Genomic DNA, 15,429 nt, shown 5'->3' with positions numbered 1-15,429 from the left:
TCCGGTGGTGGTACGGCATTCCCGGTCGGGACGGGTCGGGATTGCCGCGGTGTGGTGCACCGGGTCGCCGGCGGAGCGGGTTCCGCGGCCGGCGACCCGGTGCCTTACCGCTCAGCGCAGGTAGATCTTCGGCGCGGGCGGGGTGCTCATGCCGTCGCCCAGGTGGAAGCCCGGGTGCGGCGGCTGGTTGTAGGCGGTGTTCTGCCAGGCCACGGCGACCCGGTACTGCGGGTCGTGCATGAGGGTCGGCAGGCGCAGGCCGGTCGGGGTGGGCGTGCTGTAGATGCGCAGCGCCGTGCTGTCGGCGGTCCGCCAGACCACCTCCTCCCGCCAGTCGCCGAGGATGTCGCCGGAGAGCGCCGGGGTGGACTTGGTGCCGTTGTTCGACGCGACGCCGCTGCCGGTGAGCAGCCGGGTGTCGCCGCCGGTGCCGTACTTGTCGATCCGGGTGCCGTCGAGCAGTTCGCGCACCGGGTCGCCGTCCCACCAGGCGAGGAAGTTCGCCGAGGAGGGCTTGCGGCCGACGTTCTGGCCCCGGGTGTTGAGCAGGCCGTCGACGGCGGAGGACCAGGACTCGGCGCCGGGGCTGCCGGCCCACACGTCGTCGGAGACGCCGCGGCCGTTGTCGCCGTTCGGGGCGGTCTGCCACAGCAGTTGGCCGGTGCGCGCGTCGGCCATCCAGGAACTGGGCTTGCTGCCGTCCTCGTCGACCTTGAAGACCTCCAGGCCGGCGCGGCCCGGGTCGAGGTCGCCGACGTGCATCGCGTCGCCGTGGCCGGTGCCGGTGGACCAGAGCAGCCGGCCGTTGTCGTCGATGGTGGCGGCGCCGTACACGATCTCCTGGCGGCCGTCGCCGTCCACGTCGGCCACCGACAGGTTGTGGTTGCCCTGGCCGGCGGCGGCGCCGTTGCCGCTGGCGTTCGAGTCGAAGGTCCACCGCTTGCGCAGCGTGCCGTCGCGGAAGTCCCACGCGGCGATGACCGCGCGGGTGTAGTAGCCCCGGGCCATGACCAGCGAGGGGCGCTGCCCGTCGAGGTAGGCGGTGGCCGCGAGGAACCGGTCGACGCGGTTGCCGTAGGAGTCGCCCCACGAGGAGACGGTGCCGCGCGGCGGGTCGTAGTCGACGGTGGACAGGGCGGCGCCGGTGCGGCCGTCGAACATGGTGAGGTACTCGGGTCCGGCGAGCACGTAGCCGCTGGAGTTGCGGTGATCGGCCGACGACGAGCCGATCACCTGGCCGGTGCCGGAGCGGGTGCCGTCGGCGGTCTTCGCGGCCACCTCGGCGTCGCCGTCGCCGTCGTAGTCGTACACCTGGAACTGGGTGTAGTGGGCGCCGGAGCGGATGTTGCGGCCCAGGTCGACGCGCCACAGCCGGGCGCCCGTGAGGGTGTAGGCGTCGAGGTAGACGTTGCCGGTGTAGCCGGACTGGGAGTTGTCCTTGCTGTTGGACGGGTCCCACTTGAGCACGAACTCGTAGCGGCCGTCGCCGTCGAGGTCACCGACGCTGGCGTCGTTCGCGGAGTAGGTGTAGGCCTCCCCGGTCGGGGTGGTGCCGCCGGGCGGGGCCTGGATCGGCACGTCCAGGTAGCCGTTCGGGAACTGCAGCGCCGGAGCGGACGCCGCCTGCTCGGCGCCGTTCACCACGGCCCGCACCGTGTACGCCGCCCCGGCGGCCGCCCCGCTGTCGAGCCAACTGGTGGCGCCGGTGATCGGGGTGCCGTTGACCCGGGTGCCGCCGCGGTAGAGGTTGAACGTCACGCCGGAGGTCTCGGTGCCGAGCAGCCGCCAGGACACGAGGTTCCCGCTGCCCGAGCGGACGCTGACGAGGCCCCGGTCGAGCTTCTCCATCTGCTTCGCGCCGGCCGGCGGGGTGGTGGTCGTCGGCGTCGGGCTCGGGCTCGGGCGCGGGCTCGCCGAGGTGGGCGGTGGCCCGCTGGTGGGGGTGGTCGCGCCGGTGCAGGTGGCGCCGTTGAGCGCGAAGCTGGTCGGGGCCGGGTTGCTGGTGTCGTTCCAGGAGGCGTTGAAGCCGAAGGTGGCGGTGCCGCCGGTGCCGATGGCGGCGTTGTAACCGGCGTCCCGGGCGGTGACCTGGGCGCCGGACTGGCTGACCGTGGCGTTCCAGAACTGGGTGACCTGCTGACCGGCGGCGAAGCTCCAGGTGAGCGTCCAGCCGTTCACCGGGTCGCCGAGGTTCGTGACGGTGACGTCGGCGCCGAAGCCGCCGCCCCACTGGTTGGTGATCCGGTAGTCGACGCGGCAGCCGGTGGCCGCCGCTGCGGCGGTCACCGTGGTGAGCGCGCCGGCGAGGAGGGTGGCCGCCGAGGCCGTGGCGAGCAGCGCGGTCCGGCGACGCGGGAGGAAGGGGTGCACGAGGATGCCTTTCGCGGAGGTCAGGCACGCGACGGCCGCGCCGGCCTGCCCGGGCCGGCGGAAAGGGGTACGCCGCGCCGACGTATCGAAATCGACGTCGGTGACTAGCTCCGCGCCCCGTCAGCGTAGGACAACGCTTTCCCGCCCCACAACCACCCCACCCGAGGCGCCCCTGATGACCTCAACCCCTCCCCCGGCGATCTTGCAGTTGCTGCCCAGGCAAAAACGGCGAAAGCCTCAACAGGCGGGCACGAAGTGCAAGATCGCGGGCCGTGGAGGGCGGGGCGGGCGGGGGCGTCAGCCCTCGACGGCGGCGGCGAGCCGGCGCGGCTGCTCCGGGGTGGGGGCGACCTCGGCGACGGTGGCCGGGTCGGGAGCAGCGGCACCAGCGGCGGTTGGGGTGGTGGGCTGGGTGGCGAGGGCGGCTTCGGCTACGGCGCGGGCCCGGCGGGTGCGGCGCAGCGCCCGCGCCGCCAGCACCAGGGCGACCAGCCAGCCGGCGCCGAGCACCGAGTACACCAGGGCCGGGACCGGGCCGCCCAGCTCGCCGGCGCGCAGCAGGGTGCGGGTGTTGGTCAGCACGATCACGCCGCCGATGACGGCGCCGAGCAGCTGGGCGGGGACGATGCGGACCAGCCAGGCGGCGATCGGCGCGGCGATCAGGCCGCCGATCAGCAGGGCGGCCACGGTGGGCAGCAGGAAGCCCTCGGAGCCGAGGCCGATCAGGAAGCCGATGCTGGCGGCGCCGGCCACGAGGAACTCGGAGGTGTCCACCGAACCGATGACCTTGCGCGGCTCCATCCGGCCGGAGACCAGCAGCGCCGGGGTGGCGACCGGGCCCCAGCCGCCCCCGCCGGTGGCGTCGACGAAGCCGGCGAACAGGCCGAGCGGGGCCAGGAAGCGGCTGCGCAGCCGGCCGGCGGCCCGGGTGGCGCGCAGCGGCCGGGAGAAGCGGACCAGCAGGTAGGCACCGAGGGTGAACAGGATGGCGGCCATCCACGGGGCTGCGGACTCGGTGGAGATGGAGCTGAGGAAGGTGGCGCCGGCGAACGAGCCGACCGCGCCGGGCAGCGCGATCCGGCCGACCACCCGCCAGTCGACGTTGCCGAACCGCCAGTGCGAGACGCCGGCGGCGAGGGTGGTGCCGATCTCGGCCAGGTGCACCGAGGCGGACGCGGCGGCCGGCGCCACCCCGGCGAAGAGCAGCAGGGTCGAGGAGGTAAGCCCGTACGCCATGCCGAGCGCGCCGTCGACCAGTTGCGCGGCGAGCCCGACGAGGGCGAGGACCAGCAGCTTGCGCACGAGCGCCCCCTGACTTTTCGGCATCTCCTATCGACTTGGTCGACAATGCGGCACGGAGGCGCCCTAGGTCAAGTCCTCCATCCGGTTGATGGGACGCGCCGGACGGCGCGGCGGGAGCGCGGGACGGCGGCGCCGGGACACCGAGGGGAGCGTCAGCTCCAGGCCCGGGGGTCGGCGGCCAGCTCGTTGACCCGGCCGGGCAGGCTGCCGCCGGCCACGTCGGCGATGGTGACCAGTTCGAGGATCTCCCGCTCACTGGCGCGCAGCGCGATCCACACGTCCTGGAGGGCGCGGGCGGCGCCCTGGTAGCCGAGCTGCTCGGGACGCTGGCCGCGTACGTGGGCGAGGGGGCCGTCGATCACCCGGATCACCTCGGCCAGGGAGATCTCCGACGCGGGCCGGGCCAGCCAGTAGCCGCCCTCGGGGCCGCGCTGGGCGTGCACGATGCCGCCCCGGCGCAGCTGGAGCAGGATGCTCTCCAGGAACTTCGGGGGGATGTCCTGGGCGCGGGCGATCTGCTCGGCGGTCACCGGCCGGCTCCGCCCGGCTGTCGCGCCGTCGGCGACCGAGGCCAGTTCGGCGGCCGCGCGGAGGGCGTAGTCGACCCGGGCGGAGAGGCGCATGCCGGCAAGGTTAGTCGCCTGGTCAGCCGCCCGGACTCCCGACCCTCGGCCGAACGGTCACGGTTGCCCGGTCACGCGCCGACGCGGCGCAGCAGACCCTCCTGCACGGCGCTGGCGATGTGCCGGCCGTCGGTGGTGAACATCCGGCCGGTGGCCAGGCCACGGGCGCCGGACGCGGAGGGGCTCCAGCAGTCGTAGAGGAACCACTCGTCCGCCCGGAACGACCTGTGGAACCACAGCGCGTGGTCGAGGCTCGCGCCCACCACTCCCCCGGGCCCCCACACCTCGCCGTGCACCGACAGCACCGAGTCGAGCAGGGTCAGGTCGGAGGCGTACGTGAGGGCGCAGGCGTGCAGCAGCGGATCGTCGGGAAGCTTGCCGTCGAGGCGCATCCAGACCCGCTGGTGCGGTTCGGCGGGACGGTCGCCGGGGCGTACCCAGCCGGGCTCGCCGACGTAGCGGACGTCGATGGGACGCGGGATCTGGCCCCAGATGCCGAGCCGTTCCGGGTAGCGGGAGAGCCGGTCGGTCATGGTCGGGACCTGGTCCGGGGCGGGCACGTCGGGCGGGACCGGGGCGTGGTGGTCCAGCCCCTCCTCCTGCCGCTGGAACGAGGCCGACATGAAGAAGATCGGCTTGTCGTGCTGGAGCGCCACGGAGCGGCGCACCGAGAACGAGCGGCCGTCCCGGACGTTCTCCACCTGGTATTCGATGGGCTCGGCGGGGTCGCCGGGGCGGACGAAGTAGCCGTGCAGGGAGTGCACGAAGCGCTCCGGGTCGACGGTGCGCCCGGCGGCGACCAGGGCCTGGCCGGCGACCTGGCCGCCGTACACCCGCTGAGGGCCCACCGGCGGGCTCATCCCGCGGAAGGTCATCTCGCCGGTGTGGTCGAGGTCCAGCACCTCCAGGAGCTGGTCGACCGCGGCCTGCCCGGTCGCCGCCGGACGCTCCGTCACTGCAGGGCCCGCGCGGACGCGGCGTCGACCAGCGAGCCGAGCTGGTGCACGCGCAGGGTGTTGGTGGAGCCGGGGGTGCCGGGCGGGCTGCCCGCCACGATCACCACGTAGTCGCCGGGGTTGGCCCGGTTGAGGCCGAGCAGCGCCTGGTCGACCTGGCGGAACATGTCGTCGGTGTGCTCGACGAACGGCATGAGGAAGGTCTCCACGCCCCAGGACAGGGCGAGCTGGTTGCGCACCTCGGGCACCGGGGTGAAGGCCAGCAGCGGCAGGTCGCAGTGCAGCCGGGCCAGCCGCTTGACGGTGTCGCCGGTCTGCGAGAAGGCGACCATGGCCTTGGCGCCGATGGCCCGGGCGATCGAGGAGGCGGCCACGGTGAGCGCGCCACCGTGGGTACGCGGGTCGTGCTGGAGCCGCGGCACGCCGATCGAGCCGGCCTCGGTGGTGGTGATGATCTTCGCCATGGTGCTGACGGTGAGCACCGGGTACTTGCCGACGCTGGTCTCGCCGGAGAGCATCACGGCGTCCGCGCCGTCGAGCACCGCGTTGGCCACGTCGGAGGCCTCGGCGCGGGTGGGGCGCGAGTTCTCGATCATGGAGTCGAGCATCTGGGTGGCCACGATGACCGGCTTGGCGTTCTCCCGGCAGAGCTGCACGGCGCGCTTCTGCACCAGGGGCACCTGGTCCAGCGGCAGTTCGACGCCGAGGTCGCCGCGGGCCACCATGACGCCGTCGAAGGCCAGCACGATCGCCTCGAGGTGGTCGACCGCCTCGGGCTTCTCGACCTTGGCCAGCACCGGGCGGACGACGCCCTCCTCGGCCATGATCGAGTGGACGAGCTTGATGTCCTCGGGCGAGCGGACGAACGAGAGCGCGATGAGGTCGACGCCCAGGCCGAGGGCGAAGCGCAGGTCCTCGGCGTCCTTGTCCGACAGTGCCGGGACGCTGACCGCCACGTTCGGCAGCGAGACGCCCTTGTTGTTGGAGACCGGGCCGCCCTCGGTGACCAGGACGCGGATGTCGTTGCCGGTGACGTCGCTGACCTCGACCGCGACCCGGCCGTCGTCGATCAGCAGCCGGTCGCCCGGCTTCACCTCCTGCGGCAGCTTGCGGTAGGTGCAGGAGACCCGCTCCTTGGTGCCGACGATGTCGTCGCCGGTGATGACCACCGAGTCGCCGGTGCGCCACTCGTGCGGGCCGTCCGCGAAGCGACCGAGGCGGATCTTGGGACCCTGGAGGTCGGCGAGCACGGCGACCGGCTGCCCGGCCGCGTCGGCCGCCTCCCGGACCAGCCGGTAGACCGTTTCGTGGTCCTCGTGACTGCCGTGGCTGAAGTTGAGCCTCGCCACGTTCATGCCCGCCTCGACGAGGCCCCGGATGCGCTCGGGGGACGAGGTGGCGGGGCCGAGAGTGCAGACGATCTTCGCGCGGCGTGTCACGCCCATCAGGCTAGTCTCTCCTCCGGGTCGACCTGCCGGCCGACCCCTTTCGGACTGCGGAACAGTTGTCCAACGACGCGCGATACCCGCGCCGGCGGGCGGTGTGACACCGCACCGGGGACGTCGTGTGTGGCGGGCATCGGCGACCGCGCGGCGGAAATCGTACCGCTCGCGTTCATCCCTCGGCGGAGCGCTCCCGGAGATCGACCGGCGTTACCCGGGCGCCGGCGTCGGGCGCCGGGACCGGGTCGCGGGCGGCGTGGCCGGCACGTCGGGGAACGTCCCACGCGGCGTACCGGGCGGGTGGACTAGGCGGTCGCGCGGACGACGGTCAGCTCTGCGCCTTGGCGAGGGGGAACTCCAGGGAGCCGGCCGGGCAGAGGAAGGTGAGCACCTCGACCCGGTAGAGCCCGGCCTGCACGGCCGGGTCGGCCTCCATCACGCTGCGTACGTCGTCGACCGAGCCGGTGCGGGCCAGCCCGAACCCGATCGGCGGGTCCGGTTCGCGGGCCGGGCCGTCCACCGAGCCGTCGACCAGGACGATGCCCCGCCGTTGCAGCGCCTGCATGTGCTGGATGTGCTCGGCCTGGAGCCGCTGCACGGTCTCCTCCGGCAGCGCCCGGCCCGACGGTCCCGGGTAGAGCACGATGCACTCGTACGTGTCGAGCGCGAAGTCGAGCCGTGGCGTCGCGGCCATGCGCACCTCCAGACCACCGTCCCGCCCAGCGTCGCACGGCGGTCCGGGCCGCCGGGGCCGCTCGCCGCAACTGCCCGCCCGGCCGGGCGGGTTGCCGACCCGCCGGGCCGTTCGTCCCGCGGTGGGACGGCCGGCGCCGCGGAACCGGCGCGGGCGGAAACACACGACCCGGGACGTTGGCTCCGGCGATTCCCGGGAAAGAGTTCCGGTCGCGGGCGGTGACCGCCGCCGACGACGACGCACAGGAGGACCGCCATGACGACGAGCACCCGGCCCGCGAAGGACTCGGGCACCTACCGGATCGGCGGGGACCTCCAGGTCGACCGGCTCGGCTACGGGGCCATGCAGATCACGGGCCCGGGGGTGTGGGGCGATCCGAAGGATCCGGCCGAGGCGGTGCGGGTGCTGCGCCGGGCGTACGAGCTGGGCGTGACCTTCATCGACACCGCCGACTCGTACGGGCCGTTCGTCAGCGAGCTGCTGATCAAGGAGGCGCTGCACCCGTACGCCGACGACCTGGTCATCGCGACCAAGGCCGGGCTGACCCGCTCCGGCCCGGGCGACTGGCGGCCGGTGGGCCGCCCCGAGTACCTGCGCCAGCAGTGCGAGCTGAGCCTGCGCCACCTGGGCCTGGACTGCATCCCGCTCTACCAGCTGCACCGCATCGACGAGAAGGTGCCGCTGGAGGACCAGCTCGGCGAGCTGGCGCTGCTCAAGCAGGAGGGGAAGGTGCGGCACATCGGGCTCTCCGAGGTGACCGTCGAGCAGATCGAGGCGGCCCGGCGGATCACCCCGATCGTCTCGGTGCAGAACCTCTACAACCTGGCCGACCGCAGCGCCGAGGACGTGCTGGACCACTGCGAGCGCAACGACCTGGCGTTCATCCCCTGGTTCCCGATCGCCACCGGCAACCTGGCCCGGCCGGGCGGCCCGCTGGACGCGATCTCCACCGAGCACGGCGCGACGCCCGCGCAGCTCGCCCTCGCCTGGCTGTTGCGCCGGTCGCCGGTCATGCTCCCCATTCCGGGTACGTCCTCCGTGGCGCACCTGGAGGAGAACGTCGCCGCGGCCGAGGTGCGGCTCAGCGACGACGAGTTCGAGGCGCTCGCCAAGGCCGCCTGAGCCGCCGTAACGGGCAAGGGCTCGACGGCCGCGCGCGCGACCGTCGAGCCCGGACACGGGTTCAGAGGGCGAAGCAGTTGGGCCGGATCGCGGCGCCGGCGAGCACCTGCCGCACGATCGTGTAGGTCGTCCCGTCGAGGACCAGGCCCAGGTGGCCGACGATCCGCAGCGGGCACCACGCCTGCACCAGGACGTTGGTGGCGCCGTCGGCGAGGGCGGCGTTGTCCACCGGCAGGACCAGCTCGTCCTGCCAGGTGCGGACGGTGGTCCAGCGGACCGCGCCCGGGGTGTCGTCGCCGGCGTTGAGGTCGGTGAGGAGGCTAGAGCCGACGGACATCTGCTGGCAGGCCACGATGCCCGCGCAGCTGCCCAGCCCCAGGAAGTTGATGATGTTGGCGACGTAGGTGCCCTGCTGGGGGCTGCCCAGGCTCACGTAGCGGTCGACCTTGTCGGCGCCGCCGAGGAACTTCACGTACCAGCGGGAGACCAGGCCGCCCTCGGAGTGCGTGACGAGGTCCACCTTGGCCGCCCCGGTGGCGGCGCGGACCTGGTCCACGTAGGACGACAGGGCGCGGGCGGACTCGCGGATGTCGCCGAAGCCGAGGTTCGGCAACTGGTAGATGGAGACCCGGTAGCCGTCGGCGCGCAGCCGGGCGGCGATCGGCTCGTAGGCGATGCTGATTCCGATCAGGCCGCCGACCACGATGACCGGGTTGGCGCCGGCGGCGGCTTCGGCCGTGGTGGCCTCGGCCGTGGTGACGCTGTCGGCGGCGACGGTGGTGGCTGCGGTGGACGTGGGCTCGGCGTGGGCGGCGGTGGCCGGGACGAGCAGGGCGGTGACGGCGGCGGTGGCGGCCAGGATCGTTCGGAGCAGCATGGGCTGCACCTCCGGTGGGAGGCCCCGGCGAACCGGGAGGACGGGTGGGGGGATCCGATCGATCGTGGGAACGATGATGCGTGTCCGATTTCACACACGTCAATGGAAAGTTACGCGCGGGTAACCGGTTGTGCCGCTGGGAGCACAAATCGGCGTATCGGACAGCGGTCCAGGTGGTCGCGGGATGGCATGCTGGGCGCCGTGTCCGCCCCGCCCCCGCCCGAAAAGCCGCTCCGGGTGATGCCCTGGTGGCTGGCGCTGCTCGGGCTGCTCGTCGCCGTCCTGCTCGGCTGGCTGGTGCTGGGCTGGCTGCTCGGTGAGGCCGACCGCGCCGCCCAACCCGACACCCGCGCCACGCTGCGCGTCGACGCCATCCGCACCGGCCTCACCGTGGTCGCCGGCACCGGCGGCGGCCTGGCGCTGCTCCTCGCCGCCCGTCGACAGTGGATCAACGAGCGGGGGCAGCGGCACCAGGAGGCGGTCGCGGCCCGCGACCAGGCGCACCGCGACCGGGTGCAGGGACACGCCGAGGCGGTCGCCGACGCCGGCCAGCGGCACCAGGAGCGGCAGGCCGCGGCGGCCGAACACGACGCCGTGGAGCGCCGGCTCACCGATCTGTACGTCCGGGCCATCGAACTGGTCGGCAGCGACAACCCGGCGGTACGCCTCGGCGGCCTGCACGCCCTGGAACGGCTCGGCCAGGACAACCCCGAGCAGCGGCCGACAATCGTGGCGGTGCTCTGCGCGTACCTCCGGATGCCCGCGCCCGACGACCCGCGCGAGACCGAGGTGCGCCGCACCGCGCAGCGGATGCTCACCCGGCACCTCCAGGCGGACCGGGAGGGCTGGTGGCCCGGCATCGCGCTGGACCTGACCGGCGCCCGGCTGGACGACTTCGACGCCGCCGGCTGCACCCTCGTGGACCTGGACCTCAGCGGCGCGGTGTGCACGGGCACCACCAGCTTCGCCGGGGCGGTCGCGCACGGCCGGCTGCGGCTGGCCGCCGAGTTCACCGACGTGGTGTGCGACGGCCTCACCGGCGACGCGGAGGTCGTGCTGGACGACGCCCGCTGCACCGGCCGGGTGAGCTTCGACCGCGCCGACCTCGGCGCGCTGTCCTGCCGGGGGGCCAGCTTCGCGGAGGTCTCCTTCCGCGGCGCCACGCTGCGGCAGCCGAGCAGCTTCGACCGGGCCCGGTTCGCCGGCAGCGCCACCTTCCGCGAGGCGGTGTTCCTGGGTGGGCTGTCCATGGAGCACGCGACCTTCGAGGGGTACGCGGGCTTCCGCCGGACCCGGTTCGCCGACATGGCGCTGTTCCGCTGGACCGAGTTCGGCGCCGAGGCCTGGTTCGAGGGGGCCCGCTTCGAGGGGGCGGCCAACTTCGGGCGGGCCGTGTTCCACGGCCGGGCCAGCTTCGAGGGGGCGACGCTGGCCCGCCGGCCGCTTGTCGACCAGGCCCGCGCGTCGGCGTCCGTGACGCACGTCTGGCCGCCGGACGTCACCGTCGGCCGGCGCGACGACGACTGGCTCGTCCTCACCGACCCCTGACGGCTGTCCCCGCGGGCCGGGCTCAGCTGCCCAGCGCCTGCACCTTCGCGATGGTCTCCTGGACGTGCTGGCGGGCCGGCTCGCCGCCCTGCGCCGCCTGGCTGAGCGCCTGCCGGTAGGCGTCGATCATGTTGAGCAACGGCCCGGCCGCCACACCCTCCAGCGCGCCGGCCACCAGGGCCCGGGCCTCGGCGGCGTCCTGGGCCGCGGCGGCCGTCCTGGCCTTCGCCTCGTCCAGCTTCTGGGCGGCCGCCGCCAGCCTCGCGATGATGTCCGCCGCGCTCACGCGCCCTCCCCACGTCGCCGGGCCCGACCGGTCGGCATCACCGCTCCGCCACGAACACGCCCACGCCGCCCACACCCTCCACCAGACCCTCGATCTTGAGTGCGTTGATGGCCTGCCGCACGACGATGGCCGAGACGCCGTGCTGGCGGCAGAGTTCCGACGTGGACGGCAACTTGTCACCCGGCGCGAGGTCGCCGGACCGGATCTGGGCGCGGATGCCGTCGGCGATCTGCGCCCACTTGGCTTTGGCGGGCATTGGTGTCTCCCAGGTCTGCACCGCCATTCGATCACGCTCACACCTTGTATAGCAAGCAATGTGCGGAGGGTGCTTGCGCATGCATAACCTGTTATATAGGCTCCCCTTGACCGGCTCCCAGGTCTGCAAACCCGAGTTGGTCGTTCCCACCGCGCAGAGCGCCCGGTCGGCCGGTCCCCTGGACGGCCGGGCGTGCCCGTGCCCCGCCGGCGGTCACCCATCACGCCCGGCCCCTCCCCGACCGGCAAGGAGACCATCATGGACAAGCCCGAAGATCCGCCGGCGCTCGGTGGAACACCATGGGTGTCACGCGGCCCGGGAGACACCCGTGGCGTTCCACCCACCGGCGGGGCGAGCAGGAGCTTCGTGTCCCGGCAGGATCTGGACGACGCCGACGACATCCTCTTCGCCCATCCGCCCCGGAAGGTGACCCGCTGGCTCTGCGGCTGCGGCGAGGACTACCCGTGCCCGGACGTGCGCTTCGCCCAACTGGTCCGCCACGCGAGCGTCCGCGCCACCCCCTGATCAGCTCAGCAGCCGGAACAGCACCAGGTAGACGCAGAACAGCGACGGCGCGACCAGCGCGCAGATCACGAAGCCGAGCGGCACGTACCGCCCCGGCGGGGTCTCACCGCCGATCACCGGGCGGCCCCAGCGGCCCAGCACCAGATGTCCGGCCAGGAAGGACAGCAGCGGCACGCCGGCGCACGAGACGGCGGCCACCAGGTCCAGCCCCGTCGCCGGCAGCGGCGAGCCGATCAGCGCCACCAGCATGAGCAGGGAGCCGACCAGCGCGCAGGCGGTGTAGACGGCGACGGCCCGGGCCGGCGCCGACCAGGTGGGCAGCAGCACCGGCCGCTGCGCCAGCGCCTCGGCCTGCTGCCCGTGCCGGTCGGCCTCGTCGGCAAGCTGCCCGGCCGCGGCCAGCTCCGCCGCCGGGTCACCCACCCGGGGCCCCGGCACGGTCCCCTCGGGATACGCCCCGACCCCCGGCCGCCCCGGCGCGGCGGCTGCGCCGCCGGTCACCCCGCCCCCGGTTCCGGGCGCCTGCGCGCCGCCCGGCACCGGCGCGCCCGTCCCGCCGGCAGGCGCGGTCGATCCCGGCACGGGCGCGCTCGACGCCGGTGTGGCGCCCACCGGGACTGCCGGCGCGTTCGGGGCCTCGGCCGGGACCGACCGCATCGGCAGGTCGATGGCCTGGCCGAGCTGGTCGAGGCGCTGCCCCTGGGCGGCGAGCCGCCGGCCGAGCTGGTCCACGGTGGACTGGAGGGCACGCCGGCGTTCCGCCTCGGCGGCGACCGCCCGCTCCCCGCCCCGCTGCCGGGTGGACAGCTCCCGGAGCAGGGCCGCGTACTCGTCGAATCCGCTCACGACTCGTCTCCGTCGCCGACGAAGGGCACGACCAGGGCGGTGCGGTGCTCGTGCCTGTCGACAAGCAGGGCCCGCCCGTCGCGCGGGGTGTAGGCGAGGTCGTGCACGCCCAGGTGCAGCCCGAGGTCGGCGGCGGGCACGTTGAGTGCCACGAGGCAGGCCACGTCGTCGCGGTTCTGGCTGCCGCCGACGTCCTCGGTGAGCCGGCGCAGCCCTCGCCACCAGCCGAGCAGGTGCACCCCGTGCGCGGGGCCGTGGCGCAGCACCGCCCGCAGGTCGTCGTACCCCGAGCGGAACGTCGCCGGGTCGCTCGCGCCGAGCGCCCCGGCGGCGGCGTCCATCCCGAACACCACCAGGTAGGTGCGGGCGGGGGCCGGAGCGGACACGTCGGCCAGCTCGGCGAGGTGGGCGCGCAGTGCCGCCGCGTCGAGGCGGCGGACCGGGTGGCCGGCGGCCGCGAGGGTCATGGCCAGGTCGTCGGCGGTCTCCGTGGTCCCGGGCGCCAGGGGGACGAACAGGAAGCGGGCCGTGCCGGGGGCGTGCTGCCGGGCCAGGCTGAGGGCGGCCGACCGGAGCACGTCCACGCCGCTCGCGGCGGTGCCGACCACCGCCAGGTGCCGGCCCGGGCTGTCGTCGAGGCGGAACCCGGCCGGGCTGCCGGCCACGTCGACGGTGCGGCCGACGAGGGCGAGCGGCGGCTCGGCGCCCGGGGCCAGGCCGGCCCAGGTGGGGTCGTCGGTGAGCCGCGGGGTCTCGTACCCCCGGAAGACCGCGGGTGGGCGGGCACCGGCGGGGCGGGCGGCGAACAGCTCGTGGCGCAGGGCCGCGAGGTCGGCCGCGGCGGCGTGAGCGTCGGGGAAGCGGACCTCGGTGTCCGCGCCGGCCGTGCCGCCGGCGGTGTTGACCACGGCCGTGCCCACGGTCAGCGCCTTCGCGGCGTCGTTGAGCGGGTCGAGCACCCCGCCCCCGCCGGGCAGCGCGACCCGGAGCGGGAACTGGCCGAAGATCGCCTCGGCCCGGCCGTACAGGGCCTCGATGCCTGTGGTGCTCTGGCTGGCCAGCACCAGGTGCAGGCCGTACGAGCGGCCCTTGCGGGCCAGTTCCTCGATGAGGTCGACGGCCTGCCGGGCGAGCGGGTCGTTGCCGGCGAACAGGACGTGGAACTCGTCGACCACCGTGACGATCCGGGGCGGCCGGGCGTTCGGCGGCAGGTCGGCGAGCTTGCTGACGCCGTGCCGTTTGAGCAGGTCGGCGCGGCGGGCCAGTTCGGCGCGCAGCTCGCGCAGCACGGCCACGCCGTACTCGCGGTCGGACTCGATGCCGACGGCGCGGGCGTGCGGCAGCCAGGACGGGTCGCGCTCGGTGGGCACGAACTCGGTGAAGCTGACCCCCTCCTTGAAGTCGAGCAGGAGGAGCTGGAGTTCGGTCGGCGAGTAGCGGGCGGCAAGCCCGTAGAGCACGTCGAGCAGGAACACGGTCTTGCCGGCGCCGGTGCGCCCGCCGACCAGCCAGTGCGGGGTGGCGTCGTCGAAGGCCACCGTGACCGGTTCCCGGCCGGCGGCCCCGCCGGCCGCGTCGGAGGCGCCGAGCCGGACCCCCCGCACGGCGCGGCCGAGCACGGTACGCAGCCCGGCGCCGGACGACTCGGCCCATCGCCGGGCCGGCAGCAGGTCGGCGAAGGTGACAGCGGTGGCCCGCCGGGTGGCCCGGGCGAGCTGCCCGGCCAGCGCGGACACTGTGGCGTGGGACGGGTCGCCGTCGAGCACCACGGGAGCGGCCAGCCCGCTGCCGTCGGCGCTGAACGGCCGGCCGGGCGGGTCGCCGAGCAGGGCGTACCGCTCGTTGAGCCGGAGCTGGGTGGTGGCGCCCAGCGGTGGGGCCTCGCCCGGACCGGTCGCCGGGTGGCCGGCCAGCAGCACGCAGACCGCCGCGGCGGGCCCGGCGTGGGTGAGCGCGGCGAGCCGGGCCAGCTCCCGGGGCGGCGGGGCGGACGCGGCGACCAGCAGCAGCAGCTCCCGGTCCTCGGGCGGGGCCCCCTGGGCGTCGCGGGCGTGCCGTTCCGCCGCGTCCAGCAGGGCGGCCGTCTCCGCGACAGTGGTGGCCGCCGGGGCCAGCACGCCGGCGTCGAGCAGCGGGCGCAGCGGCAGGAAGGTGGCGCCGAAGGCGGCCGGGTCGATGCCGGCCACCCGGACCGTGCCGGCGGGCGCAGCGGTCAACAGCCGCACCACGAGCGCCCGCAGCAGCTCGCCGACCCGGGTGTCCCGGGCGTCGGTGTCGACCGCGAGGTGGGCGCCCGCGCCCAGCGGCACCAGCACCGGGAAGCCGCCGTCCACCGTGGTCGCCTCGCCGACGCGTACCGGAACGGGGTGGCTGGCGGCGCGGGCGGTGCCGGGCACCGGGCCGGCCAGCTCGTCGCCGAGCCGGGCCAGCCGCGCGACCAGCTCGGGGCTGCCGACGGGCGCCGGGCCGGCGGCGGCCAGCGCGCGCCGGGCGGCCTCCCAGCGGCGCAGGGCCTCCCGGTGCAGGGCGACCGCCTGCCGGTACGCCGTCGCGAGCCTGCCCACCGTCCGCCCTCCGACGCC

General features: G+C 74.7%; 14 protein-coding genes. 3 read left to right on the top strand and 11 right to left on the bottom strand.

Features of this window, described 5'->3' with window-relative positions:
- Positions 1 to 111: 111 nt before the first annotated feature.
- The 6 genes from GA0070603_RS29125 to GA0070603_RS29100 all read right to left on the bottom strand — a co-directional run bounded on the left by GA0070603_RS29125 (position 112) and on the right by GA0070603_RS29100 (position 7,387).
- Positions 112 to 2,370 (bottom strand): rhamnogalacturonan lyase family protein, encoded by a 2,259-nt coding sequence (locus tag GA0070603_RS29125; protein ID WP_091320587.1) that lies wholly within the window; start codon positions 2,368 to 2,370, stop codon positions 112 to 114.
- A 297-nt stretch (positions 2,371 to 2,667) separates the two neighbouring features.
- The gene (locus GA0070603_RS29120; RefSeq protein WP_091320583.1) at positions 2,668 to 3,672 is read right to left on the bottom strand and encodes a sulfite exporter TauE/SafE family protein; all 1,005 of its coding nucleotides are present in this window, start codon (positions 3,670 to 3,672) and stop codon (positions 2,668 to 2,670) included.
- A gap of 152 nt (positions 3,673 to 3,824) precedes the next feature.
- Positions 3,825 to 4,295: an RrF2 family transcriptional regulator gene (locus tag GA0070603_RS29115; RefSeq protein WP_091320579.1), complete on the bottom strand. Its 471-nt coding sequence runs from the start codon at positions 4,293 to 4,295 to the stop codon at positions 3,825 to 3,827.
- A 71-nt stretch (positions 4,296 to 4,366) separates the two neighbouring features.
- Positions 4,367 to 5,251 carry an acyl-CoA thioesterase gene (locus GA0070603_RS29110; RefSeq protein ID WP_091320575.1) on the bottom strand — a complete coding sequence of 295 codons (885 nt, stop codon included), beginning with the start codon at positions 5,249 to 5,251 and terminating at the stop codon, positions 4,367 to 4,369.
- Positions 5,248 to 6,696, bottom strand: coding sequence for a pyruvate kinase (gene pyk / locus GA0070603_RS29105; RefSeq protein ID WP_091320572.1), 1,449 nt, complete (start codon positions 6,694 to 6,696; stop codon positions 5,248 to 5,250). The genes GA0070603_RS29110 and pyk overlap by 4 nt, the downstream gene beginning before the upstream one ends.
- A gap of 325 nt (positions 6,697 to 7,021) precedes the next feature.
- Positions 7,022 to 7,387 carry a YciI family protein gene (locus GA0070603_RS29100; protein WP_091320568.1) on the bottom strand — a complete coding sequence of 122 codons (366 nt, stop codon included), beginning with the start codon at positions 7,385 to 7,387 and terminating at the stop codon, positions 7,022 to 7,024.
- A gap of 255 nt (positions 7,388 to 7,642) precedes the next feature.
- Here GA0070603_RS29100 and GA0070603_RS29095 point away from each other — a divergent pair, with 255 nt between their 5' ends.
- Positions 7,643 to 8,509: an aldo/keto reductase gene (locus tag GA0070603_RS29095; RefSeq protein ID WP_091320565.1), complete on the top strand. Its 867-nt coding sequence runs from the start codon at positions 7,643 to 7,645 to the stop codon at positions 8,507 to 8,509.
- Positions 8,510 to 8,570: 61 nt separating this feature from the next.
- Here the strand turns inward: GA0070603_RS29095 and GA0070603_RS29090 are convergent, their stop codons facing one another.
- Positions 8,571 to 9,386, bottom strand: a complete 816-nt coding sequence (locus GA0070603_RS29090; RefSeq protein WP_091320562.1) for a lipase family alpha/beta hydrolase — start codon at positions 9,384 to 9,386, stop codon at positions 8,571 to 8,573.
- Between the two features lie 201 nt (positions 9,387 to 9,587).
- Between GA0070603_RS29090 and GA0070603_RS29085 the strand changes: the two genes are divergently transcribed.
- On the top strand, positions 9,588 to 10,934 hold the full coding sequence (locus GA0070603_RS29085) for a pentapeptide repeat-containing protein (RefSeq protein ID WP_139131946.1): 1,347 nt from the start codon (positions 9,588 to 9,590) through the stop codon (positions 10,932 to 10,934).
- 22 nt (positions 10,935 to 10,956) lie between these two features.
- Here GA0070603_RS29085 and GA0070603_RS29080 read toward each other — a convergent pair whose 3' ends face one another.
- On the bottom strand, positions 10,957 to 11,220 hold the full coding sequence (locus GA0070603_RS29080; RefSeq protein WP_091320555.1) for a DUF6244 family protein: 264 nt from the start codon (positions 11,218 to 11,220) through the stop codon (positions 10,957 to 10,959).
- 37 nt (positions 11,221 to 11,257) lie between these two features.
- Positions 11,258 to 11,503 (bottom strand): winged helix-turn-helix domain-containing protein, encoded by a 246-nt coding sequence (locus GA0070603_RS29075; RefSeq protein WP_091320551.1) that lies wholly within the window; start codon positions 11,501 to 11,503, stop codon positions 11,258 to 11,260.
- Between the two features lie 339 nt (positions 11,504 to 11,842).
- Here GA0070603_RS29075 and GA0070603_RS31650 point away from each other — a divergent pair, with 339 nt between their 5' ends.
- Positions 11,843 to 12,001 carry a hypothetical protein gene (locus GA0070603_RS31650; RefSeq protein ID WP_167544605.1) on the top strand — a complete coding sequence of 53 codons (159 nt, stop codon included), beginning with the start codon at positions 11,843 to 11,845 and terminating at the stop codon, positions 11,999 to 12,001.
- Here the strand turns inward: GA0070603_RS31650 and GA0070603_RS29070 are convergent, their stop codons facing one another.
- Entirely contained in the window at positions 12,002 to 12,847 is an 846-nt protein-coding gene (locus GA0070603_RS29070) for a hypothetical protein (protein ID WP_091320547.1), read from the bottom strand. It abuts the gene before it with no gap.
- Entirely contained in the window at positions 12,844 to 15,411 is a 2,568-nt protein-coding gene (locus tag GA0070603_RS29065; RefSeq protein WP_091320544.1) for an FtsK/SpoIIIE domain-containing protein, read from the bottom strand. The genes GA0070603_RS29070 and GA0070603_RS29065 overlap by 4 nt, the downstream gene beginning before the upstream one ends.
- Positions 15,412 to 15,429 lie beyond the last annotated feature (18 nt).

The sequence above is a fragment of the Micromonospora chersina genome (genome assembly GCF_900091475.1).
Taxonomy (GTDB): Bacteria; Actinomycetota; Actinomycetes; order Mycobacteriales; family Micromonosporaceae; genus Micromonospora; species Micromonospora chersina.
The sequence above is the reverse complement of the archived record's forward strand: the minus strand, read 5'-3'. Positions and strand labels throughout refer to the sequence as shown.